Source organism: Amycolatopsis orientalis DSM 40040 = KCTC 9412, from assembly GCF_000478275.1.
Classification (GTDB): domain Bacteria; phylum Actinomycetota; class Actinomycetes; order Mycobacteriales; family Pseudonocardiaceae; genus Amycolatopsis; species Amycolatopsis orientalis.
The window spans coordinates 142,235-162,109 of sequence record NZ_ASJB01000057.1 but is presented as its reverse complement, the minus strand read 5'-3'; the positions used below and the strand labels follow the sequence as shown (position 1 = coordinate 162,109).

At 68.9% G+C, this 19,875-nt stretch carries 19 protein-coding genes; 12 read left to right on the top strand and 7 right to left on the bottom strand.

All coding sequences use genetic code 11. The annotated features are described in order from the left end of the window. Window positions 1–163 precede the first annotated feature (163 nt). Window positions 164–1,075, top strand: a complete 912-nt coding sequence (locus L324_RS19325) for a LacI family DNA-binding transcriptional regulator (RefSeq protein ID WP_051173973.1) — start codon at window positions 164–166, stop codon at window positions 1,073–1,075. Here L324_RS19325 and L324_RS19320 read toward each other — a convergent pair. Further along, a complete protein-coding gene (locus L324_RS19320; protein ID WP_051173972.1) occupies window positions 1,065–2,237 on the bottom strand; it encodes a Gfo/Idh/MocA family protein in 1,173 nt (390 codons plus the stop codon). The genes L324_RS19325 and L324_RS19320 overlap by 11 nt on opposite strands. Window positions 2,238–2,430: 193 nt before the next feature. Here L324_RS19320 and L324_RS19315 point away from each other — a divergent pair, with 193 nt between their 5' ends. Further along, on the top strand, window positions 2,431–3,420 hold the full coding sequence (locus L324_RS19315; protein ID WP_037310054.1) for a LacI family DNA-binding transcriptional regulator: 990 nt from the start codon (window positions 2,431–2,433) through the stop codon (window positions 3,418–3,420). Between the two features lie 163 nt (window positions 3,421–3,583). Here L324_RS19315 and L324_RS19310 read toward each other — a convergent pair whose 3' ends face one another. Then, window positions 3,584–4,597, bottom strand: coding sequence for a LacI family DNA-binding transcriptional regulator (locus L324_RS19310; protein ID WP_037310052.1), 1,014 nt, complete (start codon window positions 4,595–4,597; stop codon window positions 3,584–3,586). Window positions 4,598–4,771: 174 nt separating this feature from the next. On the opposite strand from L324_RS19310, the gene L324_RS19305 reads away from it, so the two are divergent. The 5 genes from L324_RS19305 to L324_RS19285 all read left to right on the top strand — a co-directional run bounded on the left by L324_RS19305 (window position 4,772) and on the right by L324_RS19285 (window position 10,917). Then, window positions 4,772–6,613, top strand: coding sequence for a cellulase family glycosylhydrolase (locus L324_RS19305; RefSeq protein WP_037310049.1), 1,842 nt, complete (start codon window positions 4,772–4,774; stop codon window positions 6,611–6,613). A gap of 124 nt (window positions 6,614–6,737) precedes the next feature. After that, window positions 6,738–7,526, top strand: coding sequence for a pectate lyase (locus L324_RS19300; protein ID WP_037310046.1), 789 nt, complete (start codon window positions 6,738–6,740; stop codon window positions 7,524–7,526). A gap of 167 nt (window positions 7,527–7,693) precedes the next feature. Continuing rightward, window positions 7,694–9,187, top strand: coding sequence for an FAD-dependent oxidoreductase (locus tag L324_RS19295; RefSeq protein WP_037310044.1), 1,494 nt, complete (start codon window positions 7,694–7,696; stop codon window positions 9,185–9,187). Continuing rightward, window positions 9,184–10,290 (top strand): hypothetical protein, encoded by a 1,107-nt coding sequence (locus L324_RS19290; RefSeq protein ID WP_037310043.1) that lies wholly within the window; start codon window positions 9,184–9,186, stop codon window positions 10,288–10,290. The genes L324_RS19295 and L324_RS19290 overlap by 4 nt, the downstream gene beginning before the upstream one ends. A 27-nt stretch (window positions 10,291–10,317) precedes the next feature. Continuing rightward, window positions 10,318–10,917, top strand: coding sequence for a TetR/AcrR family transcriptional regulator (locus L324_RS19285; protein ID WP_037310040.1), 600 nt, complete (start codon window positions 10,318–10,320; stop codon window positions 10,915–10,917). Between the two features lie 15 nt (window positions 10,918–10,932). Here the strand turns inward: L324_RS19285 and L324_RS19280 are convergent, their stop codons facing one another. Together L324_RS19280 and L324_RS19275 are read right to left on the bottom strand one after the other, a co-directional pair. Continuing rightward, window positions 10,933–11,328 carry a VOC family protein gene (locus tag L324_RS19280; RefSeq protein WP_037310037.1) on the bottom strand — a complete coding sequence of 132 codons (396 nt, stop codon included), beginning with the start codon at window positions 11,326–11,328 and terminating at the stop codon, window positions 10,933–10,935. Between the two features lie 14 nt (window positions 11,329–11,342). Then, on the bottom strand, window positions 11,343–12,092 hold the full coding sequence (locus L324_RS19275; RefSeq protein WP_037310034.1) for an arsenate reductase/protein-tyrosine-phosphatase family protein: 750 nt from the start codon (window positions 12,090–12,092) through the stop codon (window positions 11,343–11,345). A gap of 97 nt (window positions 12,093–12,189) precedes the next feature. Here L324_RS19275 and L324_RS19270 point away from each other — a divergent pair, with 97 nt between their 5' ends. Then, the gene (locus L324_RS19270; protein WP_037310031.1) at window positions 12,190–12,705 is read left to right on the top strand and encodes a MarR family winged helix-turn-helix transcriptional regulator; all 516 of its coding nucleotides are present in this window, start codon (window positions 12,190–12,192) and stop codon (window positions 12,703–12,705) included. Window positions 12,706–12,796: 91 nt separating this feature from the next. On the opposite strand, the gene L324_RS19265 is transcribed toward L324_RS19270, so the two are convergent. Further along, window positions 12,797–13,777: an Acg family FMN-binding oxidoreductase gene (locus tag L324_RS19265; RefSeq protein ID WP_037310028.1), complete on the bottom strand. Its 981-nt coding sequence runs from the start codon at window positions 13,775–13,777 to the stop codon at window positions 12,797–12,799. Window positions 13,778–13,995: 218 nt separating this feature from the next. On the opposite strand from L324_RS19265, the gene L324_RS19260 reads away from it, so the two are divergent. Further along, a complete protein-coding gene (locus L324_RS19260) occupies window positions 13,996–14,658 on the top strand; it encodes a response regulator (protein WP_037310026.1) in 663 nt (220 codons plus the stop codon). A gap of 3 nt (window positions 14,659–14,661) precedes the next feature. Here L324_RS19260 and L324_RS19255 read toward each other — a convergent pair whose 3' ends face one another. Continuing rightward, window positions 14,662–16,383: a sensor histidine kinase gene (locus L324_RS19255; RefSeq protein ID WP_037310023.1), complete on the bottom strand. Its 1,722-nt coding sequence runs from the start codon at window positions 16,381–16,383 to the stop codon at window positions 14,662–14,664. Window positions 16,384–16,500: 117 nt separating this feature from the next. Further along, a complete protein-coding gene (locus L324_RS19250; protein ID WP_037310020.1) occupies window positions 16,501–17,625 on the bottom strand; it encodes a lycopene cyclase family protein in 1,125 nt (374 codons plus the stop codon). 146 nt (window positions 17,626–17,771) lie between these two features. Between L324_RS19250 and L324_RS19245 the strand changes: the two genes are divergently transcribed. Genes L324_RS19245 through L324_RS19235 form a run of 3 tightly spaced genes read left to right on the top strand, consistent with a single transcriptional unit; the run spans window position 17,772 to window position 19,857 of the window. Continuing rightward, window positions 17,772–18,665: a universal stress protein gene (locus L324_RS19245; RefSeq protein WP_037310017.1), complete on the top strand. Its 894-nt coding sequence runs from the start codon at window positions 17,772–17,774 to the stop codon at window positions 18,663–18,665. Window positions 18,666–18,679: 14 nt separating this feature from the next. Continuing rightward, entirely contained in the window at window positions 18,680–19,345 is a 666-nt protein-coding gene (locus L324_RS19240) for a CBS domain-containing protein (RefSeq protein WP_037310014.1), read from the top strand. Window positions 19,346–19,380: 35 nt separating this feature from the next. After that, window positions 19,381–19,857: a universal stress protein gene (locus L324_RS19235; RefSeq protein ID WP_037310011.1), complete on the top strand. Its 477-nt coding sequence runs from the start codon at window positions 19,381–19,383 to the stop codon at window positions 19,855–19,857. Window positions 19,858–19,875: the final 18 nt, after the last annotated feature.

The following is a 19,875-nucleotide window of genomic DNA, read 5'->3' as shown; positions in this document are numbered from 1 at the left end:
ACTTGCACAACTTTCAGAAAGTGTGACTGTGAGCGTGAACGGTAAGACCGGCACAAAGCCGCTGTCAACGGCCGATTAGGTGGCTAGCCAGCCATTTGACAAGGGATCTCGCGCTGCGCGATCATGTCATTTCTTTCTGCAAGGAAGCGGAGAGGAGGACGATATGCGTCGGGACCTCGGCTGGCCGATGCCCGCCGACGACGTCATCCCCGGTGACGGCGGCGCGCGGGCCACCGCTTCGGGCGTGATCGGGGTGCTCGTCGCCGACCTGACGGACCCGTTCTGCGCGCGGATCATCGACGGCGTCCAGCACCAGATGTTCCTCGCCGACCACCTGGCCCTGGTGTGCAGCACCGGCGACGACCCGCTTCGCGAGATCGCGCAATTGGAACGGCTGCGGCGGTTGCGGGCCCGCGGTGTCATCCTCATCGGCGGCACCGTCCGCGGTCTGCGGCACCGGCTCGAACTTTCCAAGCTGCTGAAGGACTTCCTCCGCCGGGGCGTCGACGTCGTCCTGTGCGGCAGACCGCCGCTCCCCGGCCTCCACCGGGCGAGCACCATCACCTTCGACAACATCGGCGGGACGGTCCGGCTGATCGAGTTCCTGACCGGGCTCGGCCACCGGCGGATCGGCTACCTCACCGGTCCGCCGCGCGACCCCGCGACCCGGGAACGCCTGCGCGGGTTCCGGGCCGCGACCCGCGAACACGATCCGCGACTGGTGGTCGAGGGCGCGTTCACCTGGGATTCGGGCTGGCGGGCCAGTCAGGAGTTGTTGCGGCACAACGACGTCACCGCGATCGTCGCGGCGAACGATCTGATGGCGCGGGGTGCGCTGGCCGCCGCCCGCGCACTGGGGAAGGCCGTCCCCGGGCAACTGTCGGTCGCCGGTTTCGGGGACGCCGGATTCTGCCGGGACACCCGGCCGCCGCTGACCACCGTCCGGCTTCCACTGCAGGAGGCGGGCGCCGAAGCGGGACGGCTCGCGTGCGGGATCGGCGCCCCACCGCGGACCGGCGTGCTCCGGCTCGGCAGCGAACTCGTCGTGCGGCGGACCACCGGGGTCAGGAGCTGACCGGCACCCGGTGGACACCACGCCACCACCGGTTCGGGCCCGCCCACGGCACGCCGATCTCCGAGAACAGGGCGAGTCGTTCCGCGGCCACGGCGACCTCTTCTGCGATCCCCCGCACCACCGGATGCCGGGCCGGACCCGCCCCGACACTGCGGATCCAGCCGTCGGGGATCGGCGCGGGTTCGGGGGCGTCCCGCACCGCCTGCACGACCGAAGCGAACGCACGGGTCCTGGTCAACGGGGCGAGCAACGGGATCTCTTCCGGATTCCGCCGGTGTTCGATCAGGTTGCGCAGCAGATCCGACGGCGGCGCCACGGGGATCCGCTCGTCGTTGATCTCGAGGCGATGGGTCTTGTACCAGAACTTCGCCCGCCCGCCGGTGCCGTGCACCAGGACGTACGGCTCGTGATCCTGTTCCGCGCACAGGGAAGCCGCCACCACGATCTCCGGGCCCCGATCGAACCGGAGCCGCAGGCACGCGGTGTCGTCCGCTTCGAGATCCCGGGTGCCGAACAGTTCCAGTGCGATGTCCGACGGGTCCTGTTCCTCGACGCCGGCGACCAGCAGCGCGGTGGCGACGGCGTGCGAGAACGGGTTCGTCAGTGCCCCGTCCACCACCGCCTCGCCGTCCAGCCACCGGCGGCCCGCCCACGGATTGCGCGCGTAGTAGGCGTCGGTGCGGACCCACGCGCCCGCCGCGCCGACCCCGGTGACCTCGCCCAGCTCGCCCCGGGCGATCGCGGCCGCCAGCGGGGGCAGCGCCGCCGATCCGAAACTCTGGAACCCCGTCTGGCAGATCCGGCCGGAGCGCGCGGCGAGTCCGGTCAGTTCGAGATACCCGTCGAGGTCGAGTACCGGCGGCGTCTCGATCAGCAGATCGCCCCCTGCCAGCAGAACCGACTCGGCCACCGCCCGATGCGTGTGGGGAGGCGACACGACCACCACGACGTCCGGACTCTCCGAACGCATCAGCGCGTCGATGTCACGGTGCACGGTGGCGCCGTCGGGCAGCAGCCCGAGTGCGGCGGGAGACGGCTCACGGATGTCGCAGAGCGCCGCGAACTCGATGAGGCCCTCGTCGTGCAGGTCGCGTGCCCTGCGCAGATAAGTGGCCGCGTAGCCAGACGTGCCGACGACGGCAAGGCGTGCGGTACCCGCCATTGGGTCTCCGATCCTGCAAGTTTGCCCGTTTTCTGCGAGCCAACGCTAGGGGCGGCCGCTCCTCGATGTCAAGAACGAAGACGCAGGTAGGAGCCGCTTTTATGGGCAGGCTGGAGGACGGCGCGAGGTCGCGAATTGACAAGGCGGCAGACCGTTTACATGATGTTGTGCAAGTCTGCGCAAAGGGAGTTTCGTGACCGTCACCATCTACGACGTCGCTCAACGGGCGAAGGTGTCCATCTCGACGGTCTCCCGGACGTTCACGACCCCCGATCTGGTCAGGGCCGAGACACGGAACCGCATTCTCGCCGCGGCGGGCGAACTCGGATACTCCCCCGTCGGCGGGCCGCGCAAACCGGCGAAATCCACCGGGCAGCTCGGGATCATCGTCTCCGACCTCGACAACCAGTTCTTCACGGGCGTCCTCGACGGGGCGCAGGCCAGGGCCCGGCAGGACGACGTCGCCGTACTGTTCGCCAACAGCGGCCAAGACCCTGTCGTCGAGGAGAACCTCGCCCGCAGCATGGCCAAACAGGTCGACGGCCTGGTGCTGTGCAGCCCCAGCATGTCGGACGAACAACTCCACGACCTGGCCGGGCACACCTGGCTGGTCCTGCTGAACCGCGAGGTCGACGGCATCCCGTCGGTGGTGGTGGACAGTCCGGGCGGGATGCGCCAGGCCGTCCAGCACCTCGCCGCGCTCGGCCACCGGAAATGCGCGTTCATCGGCGGGCCGAAGGATTCCTGGTCGTCGGCGGCCCGCAGGCGCGGACTGCTGCCCGCCGCGGAAGAGCACGGGATCGAGGTCGCGGAGTTCGGGCCGTTCCCGGCGCGGTTCGAAGGCGGGCTGCAGGGCGCGGACCTCGCGCTCGCCGCCGGCGTCACCGCCATCGTCGCGTACAACGACATGGTCGCTTTCGGTGTGCTGGCCCGGCTGAACGCCCGCGGGGTCCCGGTGCCGGACGAAATCAGCCTGGTGGGCTTCGACGACCTCGTCTTCGCCGCGATCTCGGCGCCTCCGCTGACCACGGTGTCGATCCCCGCCGAGGCGGCGGGCCGCGCCGCGGTCAACGTCCTGCTCGCCCTGCTCGAAGACGACCACCGGGTGGCTGTCAACCAAGCGCTGGACACGTATCTCATCGTCCGGGCCACCACCGCGCCACCGTCGGCGACCCAGCACTGAGCGGCCGTTCCCGGCTGCGACGGCGCCTGCTCGGCCACCACTCGTTCTCCCTCGAACGTTAGCGTTAACACAACGGAGCCGCATTCACGTTATCGACAACTCGTTCGGGAGCAAGGCGAATCCGCGTAACGGTCCAATCACGAGGCGCGTTCGCGGACCCGGCTCAGCGGCGAGTGCTGTCGCGGAGCACGACCTCGCCCTTGATCCGGACCACCCGCTTGCGACCGCCCTCCCGTGCGTCGTCGAGCACCAGCGACGCGGCCTTCCGGCCCATCTCCTCCAGCGGGAGGCGGACCGTGGTCAGCGTGGGCGCGAGATCCCGCAGCGACGGGATGTCGTCGAAACCCGCGATCGCGATGTCCTCCGGGACGCGGAGGCCGCGGTCACGCGCAGCGGCCATCGCCCCGATCGCCATCACGTCGTTGACCGCGAAAACGCAGCCGGGCCTTCGCGGCCGATCGAGGAGTTCGTTCATCGCCCGGTATCCGCCGTCCCGCACGAATTCGCTGTGCACGACCACTTCGGCCCGCCTGCCCCGTTTGGCGAGCCCGTCGACGAAACCGTCGACCCGGTCCCGCGCCGTCAGCAGATTCTTGGGACCACCGAGCACGGCGAACGAACGGTGGCCCAGCCCGGTCAACGCCGTTGCCAGTTCCCTGGCACCGGACCGGTTCTGCGGCAGCACGGTGTCGGCGCCCAGCTTGTCCTGGCCGATCACCGCCACCCGGCCGCCGCCGGAGACGAACTCCGCGATCGCCTCGGCCAGCCGCTTGGTGTGCCCGGTGTCGGTGGTCCGGCTGCCGACCAGCACGATGCCGCGGACCTGGCGCGCCCGCATCGTCGTCACGTAGCGCAGTTCCTGTTCCGGGCGGTGCAGCGTCGTTCCCAGCATCAGCTCGCCGTGCGGTTCGACCACGGTGAGGGCGGCCGCCGCGATCACCGAGAAGTACGGGTCCTGGATGTCGGCGACCACGAGACCCACGACGTCGCTGCGGCCGCGGGCGACAGCCTGCGCGAAGGCGTTCGCGGTGTAGCCGAGTTCGGCCGCGGCCGCGAGCACCCGCTCGCGGAACCGCTTGCCCACAACACGTTCACTGCCGTTGACGACCCTCGACGCCGTGGCCAGCGAAACACCGGCCCTCTCGGCGACATCCGCCAAGGTGATCTGCGAACCCACGCCGCCCCCGCTCCGGAAACCGGTTTCCCATCATACCCACCGCTCGCACATCATCCCGTAACGCTCTGGCGCGTGGGGGACACTCCCATTACAGTGCACTAACGCGATTATTTCTCATGTTTCCGGATCAGGATGAGCGACCCGTTCGGCGGTCCTACCTACCGAGGTGAAGCCATGAAACGACTTTTCTTTCTCCTGTCCGCGGTCCTGCTGCTCGCGCCGCTACCCGCCGGGGCGGCCGCGGCCGAGTCACCACCACTGTGGTTCGACAACGGGTCCATGGCCGTCTCCGGCGACGCCTTCCGAGACGAGCACGGCCGCGAGGTGGTCCTGCGCGGATTCAACGTGTCCGGGGAGGCCAAGCTCGCCGAATTCCGGGGCCTGCCGTTCGCGACGGTGGACGACGCCCGGACCTCCGCCGCGGCCATGCGGCGGCTGACCGGCGCGAACGCGGTGCGGTTCCTGGTGACCTGGGCGTGGATCGAACCGGAGCCGAAGAAGATCGACTACACGTATCTCGCCAAGGTCGCCGAGCAGATCTCCGCCTTCACCGGCCAAGGCATCCGGGTCTACCTGGATTTCCACCAGGACCTGTTTTCGAGGTACCTGTTCAACCCCGGGAGCTGGTACACCGGCGACGGGGCACCCGCTTGGGTGGTCCGCGCGGGCGGTTATCCGCCGGAATCCTGCGGTCTCTGTTTCCACTGGGGACAGAACGTCAAGAACAACAAGGCCGTCACCAGCGCGACGTACGACTTCTGGCACAACCGGGAACTCTCGACCGCGGCGGGGCCGATCCGGATCAGGGACGAGTTCGTCCATCAGGCGGGCGAAACCCTGCGCTTCCTCAAGGAGAACCTCTCCCCCGCCGCGTTCCGGCTCGTTCTCGGCGCCGACCCGCTCAACGAGCCCTATGCCGGCCGCTACGACTCCGGGCAGACCGGCCCGACCTGGGAACGCGACCTGCTTTGGCCGTTCTACCAACAGTTCCGCGCCCGGATGGACCAATCCGGCTGGGGCGACAAGGCGGCCTTCGTGGAACCGCACATGTTCTGGAACCAGAACGTGGACCTGGTCGCCGAACCCGGCGGCCTGACCGGCGTGGCCTCGCTCGGCAACCGCTATGTGTTCAATTCGCACTTCTACGACGGGAAGGCACAATCCGGTGTCCTCAAACCCGGGCCGGCCAACGATGGTGAGTACGTCAAGGACTTCGGCCTGATCCGCGACCGTTCCCAGGCCCTCGGCACGACCGGGATCGTCTCCGAGTTCGGCCATCCTGTCGCGGGATACACCTCCGACAAGGCGCCCACCGTACTCAAGGCGATGTACCAGGCGCTGGATTCCCGGGTGACGGGAGCGAACTGGTGGTCCGGCGCGGCGGGCTCCGGGCGGCCGTTGTCCGGCAGCCAATGGCATTGGGACATCTACTACAACCGCCACCACGAGCTGATGAACGACAACCCGGACAAGGTCCGCACCGAAGGCGACGCCATGAACGACGAGCACTTCTCCGCGGTGCGGACCGACGGCGGCAGCGCGACCCTCACCATGGACGGCAAGCTCGTCGACCGGGTCTTCCCGCGCATGGTCGCGGGTGACACCAAAGCGTTCACCTACGAAGACCGGGCGGTCGCGTCCTGGAACCGGATCCCCGATTCGATGCCCGCGCTCAAACGGGTCGTCGGCACGGGACAGTACGGAGTGCTCGTGTGGCGTTCGAACGGCGGCAAGGCGCCGACCGAACTGCACCTGCCTTCTTCGTTCACCCGCACGGGCACGACCGTGGTCAGCGATCTCGGCTCCACCACAGGATTGCCGTCGTACACCGGCGCCGAACCGGTGTCCATCGCCGCGGAACCGGGAGAACCCGGCGTCAACCGGCTGATGCTCGCGTCCACCGACAGCGGTCGCGTGCACTTCGCGGTCGTCGGCAACGGATCCGGGGTGACCTCGGCCGACCGCGAGGCCGCGCGGGCGGAATTGGCGGCCTGGGTCGCCGCGAAGTTCCCGTGACCCGGACGGCAGCCTTGCGGAAAGCGCTTTCCCGGCCGTACTCTCACCTGCGAGCCCGGCTTACACGCTGCACAGGCTTTCCCACGGGGATAGCCAAACCAGGAGGTACGACCGGAGGTTTTCCATGACCAGCAAGGGATGGCGCCGCGTCTTGTCGAGCGGAGCCGCCGTGGTCTTCGCGGCGAGCGCGATCGTGATGCTCGCGCAACCCGCGCAAGCACTCACACCACCGAAGGCGAACGGCGAAGAAACCGTGACGGCCACCGTCAGGTTTTCCGGCTCGCGGGACTACGGGATGAAACGGATCATCCCTCAAGGACTGGGCGGCGGCGGTGGCAGCGAGAGCCAGAAGGCGGTCTTCGAACTCGCCGACGGGGCCACGCTCGCCAACGTGATCATCGGCAAACCCGGCGCCGATGGCGTGCACTGCCTCGGCACCTGCACGTTGCGCAACGTGTGGTGGGAAGACGTGGGCGAGGATGCCGCCACGTTCAAGGGCACCTCGGCCTCGCAGACGATGACCATCGACGGGGGCGGCGCACTGAGCGCGAGCGACAAGGTCTTCCAGCACAACGGTCCCGGCACGATGATCATCCGGAATTTCGCCGCGCAGGGCATCGGCAAGCTTTACCGGGCCTGCGGCGACTGCGGCAACAACCCGCAGAACCGGCACGTGCGGGTGGAGAACGTACGGATCGAGATGTCGGCGAAGAACGTCGTCAGCATCAACGTGAACTACGGCGACACCGCGCGGCTGAGCAAGGTCACCCTTGTCGGCGACAGCGGCAAGAAGGTCTCGATCTGCGACAAGTACAACGGTGTCAAGAAGGGTGACGGGTCGTCGAAGAAGGTCGGCACCGGAGCGGACGGCAAGAACTGCATCTACTCCGCTTCCGACGTCATCTACAAATAGCGCCCGCTCGTTCGGACGCGGTGCGGTTGCTCGTGAGTGGTAATGACGGTTCTAACCGTCCTTACCACTCACGAGGCCTGGTGGGCAGGCGGGGCCGTCCTTGACACGAGGGTTCGGTCATTCATACATTCTAGGCCAGTTTGTATGAATGACGGGAGTTGATCCGCATGCGGCTCGGCAAGACCGCCGTCGTCCTGGGTGGCAGCGCCGCCGGTCTGTGCACCGCGGGAGCGCTCGCCCCGCACTTCGACGAAGTGCTGGTGCTGGAACGCGACGAACTCCCGGCGGAAGCCGAGCACCGGCGTGGCGTGCCGCAGAGCAAACATCCGCATTTCCTGCTGAACTCCGGCCGCCGCGCGATCGGCGAGCTCTTCCCCGGTTTCGAAGACGACCTCATCGCCGCGGGCGGGCTGCATCTGATGCCGTCCATGGACGCGGCCTACCTCGACGGGGAGGGCTGGTCGGCGCGCAAACGCGGCACGATGACGATGATCTACAGCTCGCGGATCCTCATCGAGCGCGTCCTGCGCGACAAGGTGCGCGGCCTGACGAACGTCGTCATCCGCGAAGGTGTCTCGGTGACCGGCCTGACCACGCGGGCCGGCGGCACCCCCGACGGAGAGGTCACCGGGGTCGGCTTCTCCACCTCCGCCGGCGTCGAGCACGTCGACGCCGACTTCGTGGTGGACGCGATGGGCCGCGGCTCCCCGGTCGGCGCCTGGCTGGCGGCCGCGGGCTGGCCCGAGCCCGAGGTGCGGACCCTCGACGCCAAGGTCACCTACACCTCACGCTGGTACGACCTGCCCTCGCCGTCGGAGCGGCCGCCGTCCTGGTGGTGGCATCACCTGGTGATCATGCCGACGCCGGACAAGGGCGATCATCCCGCCGAGCACGAGTTCCTGGTCAACTTCTTCCCGATCGAGGGAAACCGGGTCATCGCCTGCATGGGATCGTGGGGAATCGAGATGCCCCGGACCACCGACGCGTTCGTCGAATCGGCCCGCCGGGTGCGGACGCCGTTGTTCGCCGACGCCATGGACCGGTGCGCCCCCACCTCGGAGGTGCACCTGACCCGCTCGACCGGCAACAAGTGGCGGCGATACGACCTGCTGCGCACACCACCGAAGGGTCTGGTGTCCATCGGCGACTCGATCTGCGCGTTCAATCCGTTCTACGCGCAGGGCATCAGTTCCGCGGCGGGTTCGGCACTGCTGCTGCGCGGACATCTCGCCCGCGTCAATCGTATCGATTCGAAGTTCTCCGCACGTTTCCTTGCCGCGCAACGCAAACTGCTCAGCGTGCCGTGGAGCCTGGCGATGGCCAGGGACGGCGGCTACGCCTGCGCGGTGGGGTCCGAGAAGCTGCCCGAGTGGCGGCGCCGCGTCGTCGCGGCGCTGTCCAGCCCGGCGTTCAGCCTCATCGTCGGCGCCGCGCGTGAGGACGCGGTGGTCGACGAACACTTCGCCAAGGTGTTCAACCTCGACGAGTCCTTGGGGGCGATGCTGCGGAACCCACGGGTGCTGGCGGGGCTCGTGCGCTACCGCGTCCGCGCCGCGCTGGGCAAACACCGGGTTCCCTTCGGCTTCGATCCCCAGGCCGAACCACCCGCCACCGACTACTCCCCCGACGCCGCCGCCACGGCGACCGCGGCCGTGCGATGAGCGCGGTGTGCGGGCCGGACGCGGAGACCGTCACCCGCGCGCTCGGCTTCGACTGTCACGACGTCTCCCCCGTCGTCTCGTTCCGCTTTCCCTGGGATCTCGCCGAACCGACGATGCCGCTGCTCGAACTCCTCGTCATCGGCGGCGCCGTGTTCGCCCTGGTGCACGCGCTCCGCCGCCGTCGCGAGGGCGATCCGGTCAACCTGGCGCTCTGGTGCGCGTCGCTGGTCTATCTCTTCGTGATCGAACCGCCGTTGTACTTCCCGGAATGGTTCGGTCTCGAGCAGCGGTACGGCTTCATCTTCGCCCACAACCTGTTCACCGTGCAGTTCATGGCGGATCGGCTGCCGCTCTACATCGTGGCCTTCTATCCGATGATCAGTCAGGTCGCCTACGAACTCGTACGGTCGCTCGGGATCTTCCGGCGCCGTGGCGCGCTCACCGGGTCGGTGGCCGTCGCGTTCGCTTGTCAGGTGTTCTACGAGGTCTTCGATCACCTTGGCCCGCAACTGAAATGGTGGGCCTGGAATATGGACAACCGGATCGTGAACCATCCCGCGATGGCGTCGGTGCCGATGAACAGCATGCTGTTGTTCGCCTCTGTCTCGATGGGGGCCATGACCTATCTGGTCGTCCGCCTGACCGGTGGCCCGGCGCCGGACGGCGGGCCGCGACGGGGACGATCTCTCGTGCTCCGCGTTTTGGCCGCCGGTGTCCTCACGCCGCCGACCATGGCGATCGCCGGTATCCCGTCGAGCCTCTTCGGCGGGGACGATCCCGACCCGGTGGCGCAGGCGTGGGTCCTCGGCGTCGAACTGGGTCTGCTCTGGATAGCGGGCACCTGGATCTTCGTCTCGCATCTGCGGTCGGCGGATCGCGGGGAAAGCGAACCGCTGTCCGCCTTCGCCCGCTTTTATCCCGCCGTCTACCTGGGCGGGCTGGCCGCCTTCTGGATCAGCGCCCTGCCGTCGTACTTCGCCGCGGAGAACGGCTTCACCCGAGACGGCACTCCGATCGGAAGCGGCCTTTACGCGCTCGTCTGCTTTGTCGGGGCAGGCCTGATGCTCGCCACGCTGTACCGGAAGGCACCTGCCACCGTCTGAAATGTTCCCCTCGGGGAAGATGTGCGCATGGGTCACCATGGATGGCAGGGCAACCCACCCGGCACCGAAGACGCGGCACGCCGCCGCATCGTCGAGGCGGCGACGGCGTGCATCGACCGCGCCGGGCTCGCCAAGACCAGCCTCTCCGACGTCGCCGCGGAAGCGGGCGTGACCCGGCAGACCGTGTACCGCTACTTCCCGAGCCTGGCGGAGATCCTCCGCGCGGTCGCGCTCGCGGGTGTCGAGGAGTTCGCCGGGCGGATGGAACGCCACCTGTCCTCGTTCGGCAGCGCCGCCGAGGCGGCCGTGGAATCGGTGGTGTTCGCCGTCCGGACGGTGCCCAACGAGCCCTACCTCGGCCTGCTCCTGGAGGCGGGCGAAAGCGACTTCTTCACCGTCGAGGTCACCTCCGCCCCGGCCTTCGCCCTCGGCGCGCGGATTCTCCGCAACGTGCCGGTCGATTGGGCGGCCGTCGGTGTCACCACCGACGAGGACCTTCAGGGGCTCGCCGAGATCCTGATGCGGCTCTTCCTGTCGTTCCTGCGTTATCCCTCCACGCCACCGCTCACCAACGACGAGCTGCGGACGCTCATCCGGCGCTGGATCGGACCGGCTCTGCGCGGCTGACCGGGATACGTCCGGTCAGGCCTCGCCGGTCCGCTGGGCGGGTTGGAACAGTTCGACGAGGTTGCCCGCCGGGTCGGCGAGCAGGATCTGCCGTCCGCCGGGACCGGCGACGACGTCGCCGAGGAAGGACTGCCCCGCGTCGCCGAGGCGGGCGATCTCGGCGTCGAGGTCGTCGACGACGAGGTGGATCCGGTTGCGGCCGGGGGTATCGACGTCGTCGGGGGTGGCGCGCGCGCCGGAACTGGCGGGTCCGGACAGCAGCAGGCGCAGCGGGCCGCGGACCACGTCGGCGAACGCGGGTGCGGCGCTGGTGTTGAGCGTGAAGCCGAGGCGGGTGGTGTAGAAGTCGATGGCGGTTTGCACGTCGTCGACGACGTAACGGACGCTGGCCGTCCGGTCGGATGTGGTCACGGCGAAATCTCCGATCATGCGATGGCGGCGAGTGCGGGCAGCAGATGCCGGACGCGGGTGTCGATGTCCGCCGCGGCCCGTTCGAAGGCGGGATGCTCGGCGACGGCCGGGTCGCCGATGCTCCAGTGGGTGTGGCGCGCGGAGCGGCCGAACTCGGGGCAGACCTCGCGAGCCTTGTCGCACAAGGTGATCACGTGGTCGAACCGGTCCGCGGTGACGGTGTCCAGACGCCGGGGGCGTTGACCGGAAACATCGATGCCGAACTTCTCGCGCAACACCCGGACGGTCTCCGGGTGCAGGCTCGACTTCGGATGGCTGCCGGCGCTGGCCACGGTCACCTGGCCCGCGGTGTGGTGGCGCAGCAGGGCTTCGGCGATCGGCGAGCGAGCGCTGTTGCCGGTGCAGACGAACAGCACGGCGACATCGCGGTAGCGCCGCCGGCCGGCCGCGGGAGCGGGAGGCGCGGGATCCCGGCGCAGCGCCGGATGCAACGCGGCGCCACTGTCGGTCAGCGCCTCCCCGCAGAACTCCAGATCCAGGTGGTAGTAGCTGTCACGGCCGTCGAAACTGCTGCGTTTGGCGGCGACCAGCCCGCCGTCCCGCAGCAGCCGCAGGTGGTAGGACACCAGGTTCTGTGGTTGCCCCAGCTTCGTCACCAGCTCCCGGACCCGATAGTCGCCGGTGGCGAGTTCGCTCAACAGCTGCCACCTCAGCGGGTGGGCTGCCAGTCGCACGAACGCCGGCGGGGCGGCGGGAGGCACCATGTCAAGAGCATACATCAAACGAAATTGATACATCAAACACTTTTGATGGAATCCGGCGGATTTGCAAGGCGGCGGGAGGAGCGGATATGCATGAGTCATGCAAGCAAGAACGGCGAATCTGCTGGGCGCGGCCGCACTCGCCGTGACCGACCGGGTCCTGGCGGACGCGCACCGGAAAGCGGGTGTCAGCGCCAGTGGCGCGGCGGCTTTGGTGGTGGCGTCGGCCGGTTCGGCGTTGAGCGTGACCGAACTGGGCCGCCGGATCGGGCTGAGTCAATCGGCCGCGGCCCGCATGGTCGACTCGCTGGAACAGCGCGGGTTCTTCGCGCGACGTCCTCGCCAAGGGCGGGAGGTGACCGTCGAACTCACCGCCGAGGGACGCGAGATGGCGCATACGCTGCTCGAGGAGCGCGGCGCGGGACTGACCGGCCTGATCGAGGAACTCAGCCCGCGCGAGCAGGAGCAGTTCGCCGGTCTGCTGGGCAAACTGCTGACCCGGCTTTACCAGGACGTCGGCAGCGCGGATCTGCTGTGCCGGCTGTGCGACCGGGCGAGCTGCACCCAAGGCGCGGTCTGCCCGGTCGGTCAAGCCGAGCGGGACCGGAAGAGCTGAAGGGCGCTTTCCCCGCATGCGATGCGGGGAAAGCGCCCTTCACCGCGTGAGACGAGGGGAAAGTCCCCTTCAGCTCCGGCGGGCAGCGGGGTCAGAACCCGGTCCCGAGGATCTCGTCGATGGCGCGGCGAGGACTGGGCGGGATCAGACCCGAGGGGTAACCGAAACGCATGAGCGCCTGCGGGAAACCGGGTAGTTCGAGGTCGTCGCACAGCGCGGAACGCACCTCCGGCAGATGCAGCGGCTGCGTCAGCACGGAACCGGCCAGGCCGTCGTCGACCGCGTCGAGCCAGGTGTCCTGCAGCGCCCGCCCCGCGTGGAGGTGATCGTGCGCGCTGTCGTCGATGGTCAAGAAGACGAGCAAGGTCTCGCCGGCGAGCCGCCGCTGGAGCACCCGCCGGTCGGGTACGGCGGTGGCCGCCCGGACCAGCCCCGCCCACGGCAGCGACCCGGCCGGGATCGTGCTCTCGGCGAGCCCGGCACCGTGGCGCCGGAGCCCTTCGTCGCGGATGGTCCACATCGCCAGTTCACGCTGGTACGCGCGATCGTGCTGGTATGCCTCGGCCGCGAACTCGAGCAGGTCCGCGATCTGCGACAGCTCCAGCTCGTCCTGAACCGGCCGGGCCTCGACCCCCTTCCGGGCCGCGGCGGCGATCAGATCCCCGATCTCCTGCCGTGAGACCGGTCGTCCGGAGAAGGGACGGCGGTAGCTGCCGCGCCGCGCGATCGCCGAGTACCGGTGCAGTTCGACGTCGGTCGGCGGCAGCGGGCCGGTGGTCTCGATCGTGGCGATGACGTCCGAGCGGCCGGCGTCGGGGAGGGTTTCGGTACGGATCCGGTGGCCGAGTACCCGCACCGCGAGTTCAAGGTTGGTGAGAGCGGCGCCGCACGAGATGAGCCTGTCCCGGCCCCGCGGGTCGTGGTGCGGCAGTTCCAGGTCGCGGCGCTCTCGCAACAGGAGCCGCTCCCCGTCGAACTCCAGCCGCCACGGCTGGATGTTGTGCACCGAAGGGGCCCGCACCAACGCCCTCGCCAGCACCTCGGTCTCCGCCCTCGTCCACCCGGTCGCCATGGGATCCCCTCCTCACCGCTCGTTCGACCTTCTCCACGGTGCGCCGGTCCCGCGGGGAGGGAGCAGGTACCGACGGCACCGATCCGCGGGACCAAATACCCGGGGAGGGCACGGCTAGGGCCCAAGGTCCCTTCTCGTTGGGACGTCCAGGTGGCTGTATCCACCGCATCGCCCAGGTACCGTCGGTCGGGCAGCCAGGACCCCGCAGGAGGAACAAGATGGCGACCAAGGTGTTCCTCGTCGACGATCACGAAATCGTCCGGCGAGGACTGGCCGACCTGCTCGGCAACGAACCCGACATCGACATCGCCGGCGAGGCCGCGTCCGTGTCCGAAGCCCTCGCGCGCATCCCCAAAAGCGACGCGGACATCGCCGTCCTCGACGTGCGCCTCCCCGACGGGACCGGCATCGAACTCTGCCGCGAACTGCTGTCCACCGAAAAAGACCTGCGCTGTCTGATGCTCACGTCCTACGCCGACGACGAAGCCCTCTTCACCGCCATCATGGCCGGTGCGTCCGGTTTCGTCCTCAAACAGGTCCTCGGAAACGACCTCGTCTCCGCCATCCGCACCATCGCGGCAGGTGGCTCCCTGCTCGACAGCCGCACCACCGCCGCACTGATGAACCGCATCCGCCGCGAACGCGACCACAACGACCCCACCGCCGCGCTCTCCGAACAAGAGCGCACCGTCTTCGACCTCATCGGCGAAGGCCTCACCAACCGCGAAATCGGCGAACGCATGTTCCTCGCCGAGAAAACCGTGAAGAACTACGTCTCCCGCATCCTCGCCAAGCTCAACATCCAACGCCGTACCCAGGCCGCGGTCCTCGCGACCCAGCTCAGACGCGACACCTCTCCCCCGCCGTTCGGCGATCGGTAGCCGTCAGGACAGCGGAGCGCGCCACAGCACCCGGGCGCCGCCTTCCGTCCGGTTGCCGAACTCCGCGTTCCCGTCGCAGCGCCTGGCCCGCTCGGCGAGATTCGCCAGGCCGCTGCGCCGTCCGGACTCCGGAATGCCGATCCCGTTGTCGACGACCTCGATGGTCAGGTCGTTGTCGGCTTCGACGCTGATGGTGATCTCGTCGGCCCCGGAATGCCGGATCGCGTTGCTGAGGGCTTCCCGGACCACGGCTTCGGCGTGTTCGTGCAAGGCCGGTGGGACGAGCGTGTCCACGGCGCCGGAGATCCGGACCGAGGGCGCCAGTGTGCCGTCGCTGGTCAGTTCGGTGACCGCGTCGAGCAGGCGGCGGCGCAGGCTCTTCGACGCGTCCGAGCCCGAGCTGTGCAGGTCGAAGATGGACGTCCTGATCTCGCGGACCGTGCGATCCAGCTGTTCCACCGCCTGCGCCACCCGGTTGCGGGCCAGCTCGTCGGGCACCCTCGGCAGGATGCTCTGCAGGCTCATCCCGGTGGCGAACATCCGCTGGATGACGTGGTCGTGCAGGTCCTGCGCGATCCGGTCCCGGTCGGCGAGGACGTCCAGCAGCCGCTGGTTACGCTGTTTCTCCCCGAATTCCAGCGCCACGGCGGCCTGATCGGCCAGCGAGGACAACATCGGGATCTGGTCGCCCTTGTACTGCGGCGATCCCTTGTCCCTGCCCGCCACGAGGACACCGCCGACGCCGGACGTGCTGTTGAGGGGGATGACGGCCGCGGGGCCTAGCCCTTCGAAAGCGGGCTCCGTCTCCCCGGTCGAGGCGGTACCCAGCTCGGTGACGAGTGCGGGCTGGCCGGACTCGAGCACCTCGTCGATCGCCGGGTGCCCCCCGGTCAGCGACGAACCGCTCAGCGCCGCTATCCGCTCCCCCACGACGACGCTCGCGGTCAAAGGCTGTCCAGGGCCGGTGGCCAGCAGGATCAGGACCTCGTCGGCCGCGGAGAGCTCGCGGACACGGGTGGCGATCAGGTTCAACGTGTCGATGACCGAAGTGCCGCCCAGCAGTTCGCCGTTGACCTCGGCGACCGCTTCCAGCCATCGCTCCCGCGTCCGCGATCGCTCGAACAACCGGGCGTTGTCGATCGCGACCCCGGCGGCCGCGGCGAGTGCCTGCAGCACGACCTCGTCGTCCGCGGTGAACTCGCCCGCCCCGCGCTTCTCGGTCATGTAGAGGTTGCCGAAGACCTCGTCGCGCACCCGGACGGGAACGCCGAGGAAGCTGTGCATCGGCGGATGGTTCGCCGGGAACCCGACCGAAGCCGGATGCTTGCTCAAATCGGCGACCCGAACCGGATGCGGCTCGTGGATGAGCAGTCCGAGCAGCCCCCTGCCTTCGGGCAGATGGCCCATCTTCGACCGGGTCTCCGGATCGATACCCTCGTAGACGAACTCCGACAACCCGTCCTCGTCGCCGAGCACCCCGAGCGCGCCGTACCGGGCGTCCACCAGCTCGACCGCCGCCTGCACGATCCGCTGCAGGGTGGAATCGAGTTCGAGACCGGTCGCGACGGCCAGCACCGCGTCGAGCAGGCCCTGGAGCCGGTCACGGGTCTTGACGATCTCCGACAGCCGCTCCTGCACCTCGTGCAACAGCTCGTCGAGCCGCAGCCCGGTCAGTGCCGCCGCGCTCGACGGCGCTTCACCGGCCGCTTCTCGCTCCGACGGCATCAAGGTGCTCCTCTCCAGGCCACTGGTGACGCTCTACGGTCGCCACAGACCGCTCCAGCGTTCCACTAGTTCACCACTCCTGCCAAGGCGTGGAGTGATCGGCCGGGCACGGAAACTTCACCGGTGCCTCCTGGCGAGGGCCGTGTACAGCGACGGCGGCAGGGCAGCGAACAGCTTGGCCTCCTGCGTGAACGAAGTCTCCTCGTCCAGGAAACGGAGCACCGGTTCGGCGGACACCCGGTCGAAAAGTGCCGAGAACACCCGTTCCAGCTGAGCCGGATGCCGGGTGATCATGTCCAGGAGGGCGGCGTCGAACAGGCGGTGCCGCGCCTTCGGTTCGGGCAGATCGAACGGATGCCCGTGGGTCGCCAGGGATTCCGCGATCGCGACGCTGTCGGCCTGTATCCGCGCGAAGGCGTAACCGGTGGACGCCTTCACCATGCCCGCCTTGGTCCCGATGGCGAGAATCGAGCCGCGTCTGCGATCCACGGCGGCGGCGGAGAGCGGGATCGACGCGGATTCCTCCCGCGCCACCACGCCGTTCCGCACCTTGAGGATCGCGGACGAATACTCGCGCAACGCGGCTCGCTGTTCCTGGGGACGAGCGATCCCTCGGGACTCCGGCGGGGCGAAGGTGGTGTGTTCGACCAAGGCTTCCTGGGGGCCTCTCGGGAGCACGTAGACGAAGCTCGCGCCGCGTCGCTGCGGGGTACGGAAGTCGAAGAACGTGGGCACCGCCGGGTCGAACGCGGGTTCCGGGGTGCGGACGTGCCAGCCGCGGAAGATCAACCAGGCGGCGGCCTTGGGCCGCGCGGGACCGAGCACGCTGTCGAACACCCAGTCCGCGTGATGAACCCGACCGTCCACAATGGCTTCCGCGCCGGAGCCCGCCTGCCTGATCGCGGTGACCCGCCCGGTGAGGAAACGGATATCCGGCCGTCTCGCCGCGATCCTCGTGACGGCGGCGGCGAAATCGTCGCCACGGATGTACCGGTAGCGGTAGCGGCCGAGATCGACGCGGCGGTCGTGCCCCTCCGCGTGGACATGGAACCGGTCGAAGGTACGCGACACGGCCTCGCCGAACAGCCCCGGCTCCGCCGACCATGACGCCCACCCCGCCGTCGCGAGCGGACGGCGACCATCGTCGACGACGACGATCGGCCCCAGCGGTTCCGGTCTCGCCGCCAGATGCGCCGTGAGACTGAGACCGCTGAGTCCGCCGCCCGCGATGAGGATCGTCATCCTTCGAGTGCACCTCCCCGCCCGCACGCGCGCCAGTGACCAGAGACGCGTCCGAGGTCCTGGGCATCCGGGACCAACGGCACCGGTGACGGGAAGTCCGTCCGCTTAGCGTTGGCCACAGACGCAGGGAGGAGCGGGAATAGCCGATGACGAACCGAACCCCACCGACGGCCGGGCCGATCGTCGTCGGCGTCGACGGATCCACCGGATCCCCCGCGGCCGTGACCTGGGGCCTGCAGGCCGCCGATCGGTACGGCACCTCCCTCACGCTCGTGCACGCGCTGGGGCTTCCCGACTACTACCTGGGAGCCGTTCCGCCGACCGACGAACTCCTGCACAAGGTGCGGGTCCGCGGCGAAACGATTCTGCGGGAGATGACCGCGCGCCTTGACGATCCCGCCGTCGACACCCGTCTCGCCGACGAGCCGGCCGCCTCCGCGCTGATCGAAGCGTCCGGCGGCGCCAGGCTGGTCGTCCTGGGCACCACCGAGCACAGCCGGTTCACCGCGCTGTTCGGTGGATCCGTCACGACCGCGCTCGCCGGGCACGCGCGCTGCCCCGTCGTCTCGGTGCGGGGAAAGACCTGGGATCTGCCCGGCGCGCGAAAGCGTCCGGTGGTGGTCGGCATCGACGGGAGCGCCGCCGCCGAAACGGCCCTCGTGGCGGCGTTCACCGAAGCCTCCGCCCGGGACGCGGAACTGATCGCCGTCCACGCTTGGGAAGACGTCTCGGCTTCGCGGTCCTTCGGGGATTCGGCGGGCAACTACGGCTGGAGTGCCTTCACCGAGTCCGCTCGGCGCATGGTCGCCGAACAAGTGGCGAAGTTCGCCGGCGCCCATCCCGAGGTCACCGTGCGCCAAGTGGTCGTCCAGGAGGAGCCCCGGCAGGAACTGTTGCGCTGGAGCGTGAAAGCGCAGCTGATCGTCGTCGGAAACCGGGGCCGGGGCGGGTTTCGCGGCCTGCTCCTCGGTTCGACCGGGCAAACCCTCGTCCACCGCGCGGCCTGTCCGGTACTGATCGCCCGCACCGGGGGATCCTGAACGAAGGAACGATCATGTGCACCAAGGTTTCCGAAGTCATGACGAGTGCTCCGGTCGCCGTCGCGCCGGACACCGGCTACAAACGGATCGCCACCGTACTGGCACGGCACCGGATCAGCGCCGTTCCGGTCGTCGACGACGCGGGAGCGCCGATCGGGGTGGTCTCCGAGGCCGACCTCCTGGCCCGCCTCCGGCGGCCACGGCCCGCCCGGCTCGCCGGCCACCACACCAGGGACGAGCTGCGCAAGGCGAACGCGCTCCTCGCCGAAGACCTGATGACAACGCCGGTCGTCACGATCGACGCGGGAGAATCGGTCGGGACCGCGGCGACCCGGCTCGGCAAGAAGGGCGTCCGGCGGCTGTTCGTCGTCGAGGACGGAAAGCTCACCGGGGTGGTCTCCCGTCGTGACCTGTTGGCCACCTTCCGCCGATCCGACGAGGAGATCCGGGAGGAGATCGAGCACGACGTCCTCGCCGGCACACTCCGGGTGACGCCGGGCCAAGCGTCCGTCACCGTCGAGGACGGCGTTGTGACCCTTCTCGGCAGGCTCGACAACCACGGCGCCGTCGATCGCGCGGGTGCCCTCGCGAACGAGGTCTCCGGAGTGGTCGAGGTGCGGAACCGGCTCGACTTCGTCTGGGACGACGACCGCCTCCGGCCCGCCGCACTCGGGCTTTGACACCTCTCGAATCATTCGCGCAAAGGAAAAGAACCATGAACCAGAATCCGGTCAACGCCCGCAGGATCCTCGTCGGTGCCGACGGTTCGGCCGACGGTGACGAAGCGATCCGATGGGCCCTCACCGAAGCCGCCGCCGTCGGTGATTTCGTCGAGGTCCTCTTGGTACTGCCGCGAGAGGAGCTCCTTCCCGGCACGTCGTTCGCCCTTCAGCCGCACGGCCGCGTCCCGGTGCGGACGGACTACTCCCTCGACGAGGCCGTCGCGCGGATCCAGGCGGAACTCCATTCCGACGTGCGCGTGAAAACCTCGCTGCGGCAAGGGAATCCCGTCTCCGAACTGCTCGCCGCCGCACAAGCGGCGGATCTGCTGGTGCTGGGCTCCCGCCACAGGAACGGGCTGGAGCGCGTCGTCTTCGGCAGTGTCGCGACGGCCTGTGTCCGCCACGCCACCTGCCCCGTCGTCGTGGTGACACCCCACGCGACGCATCGGTTCAGCCCCACGGCCTCTTGAATATTCTTCTCGCACCAC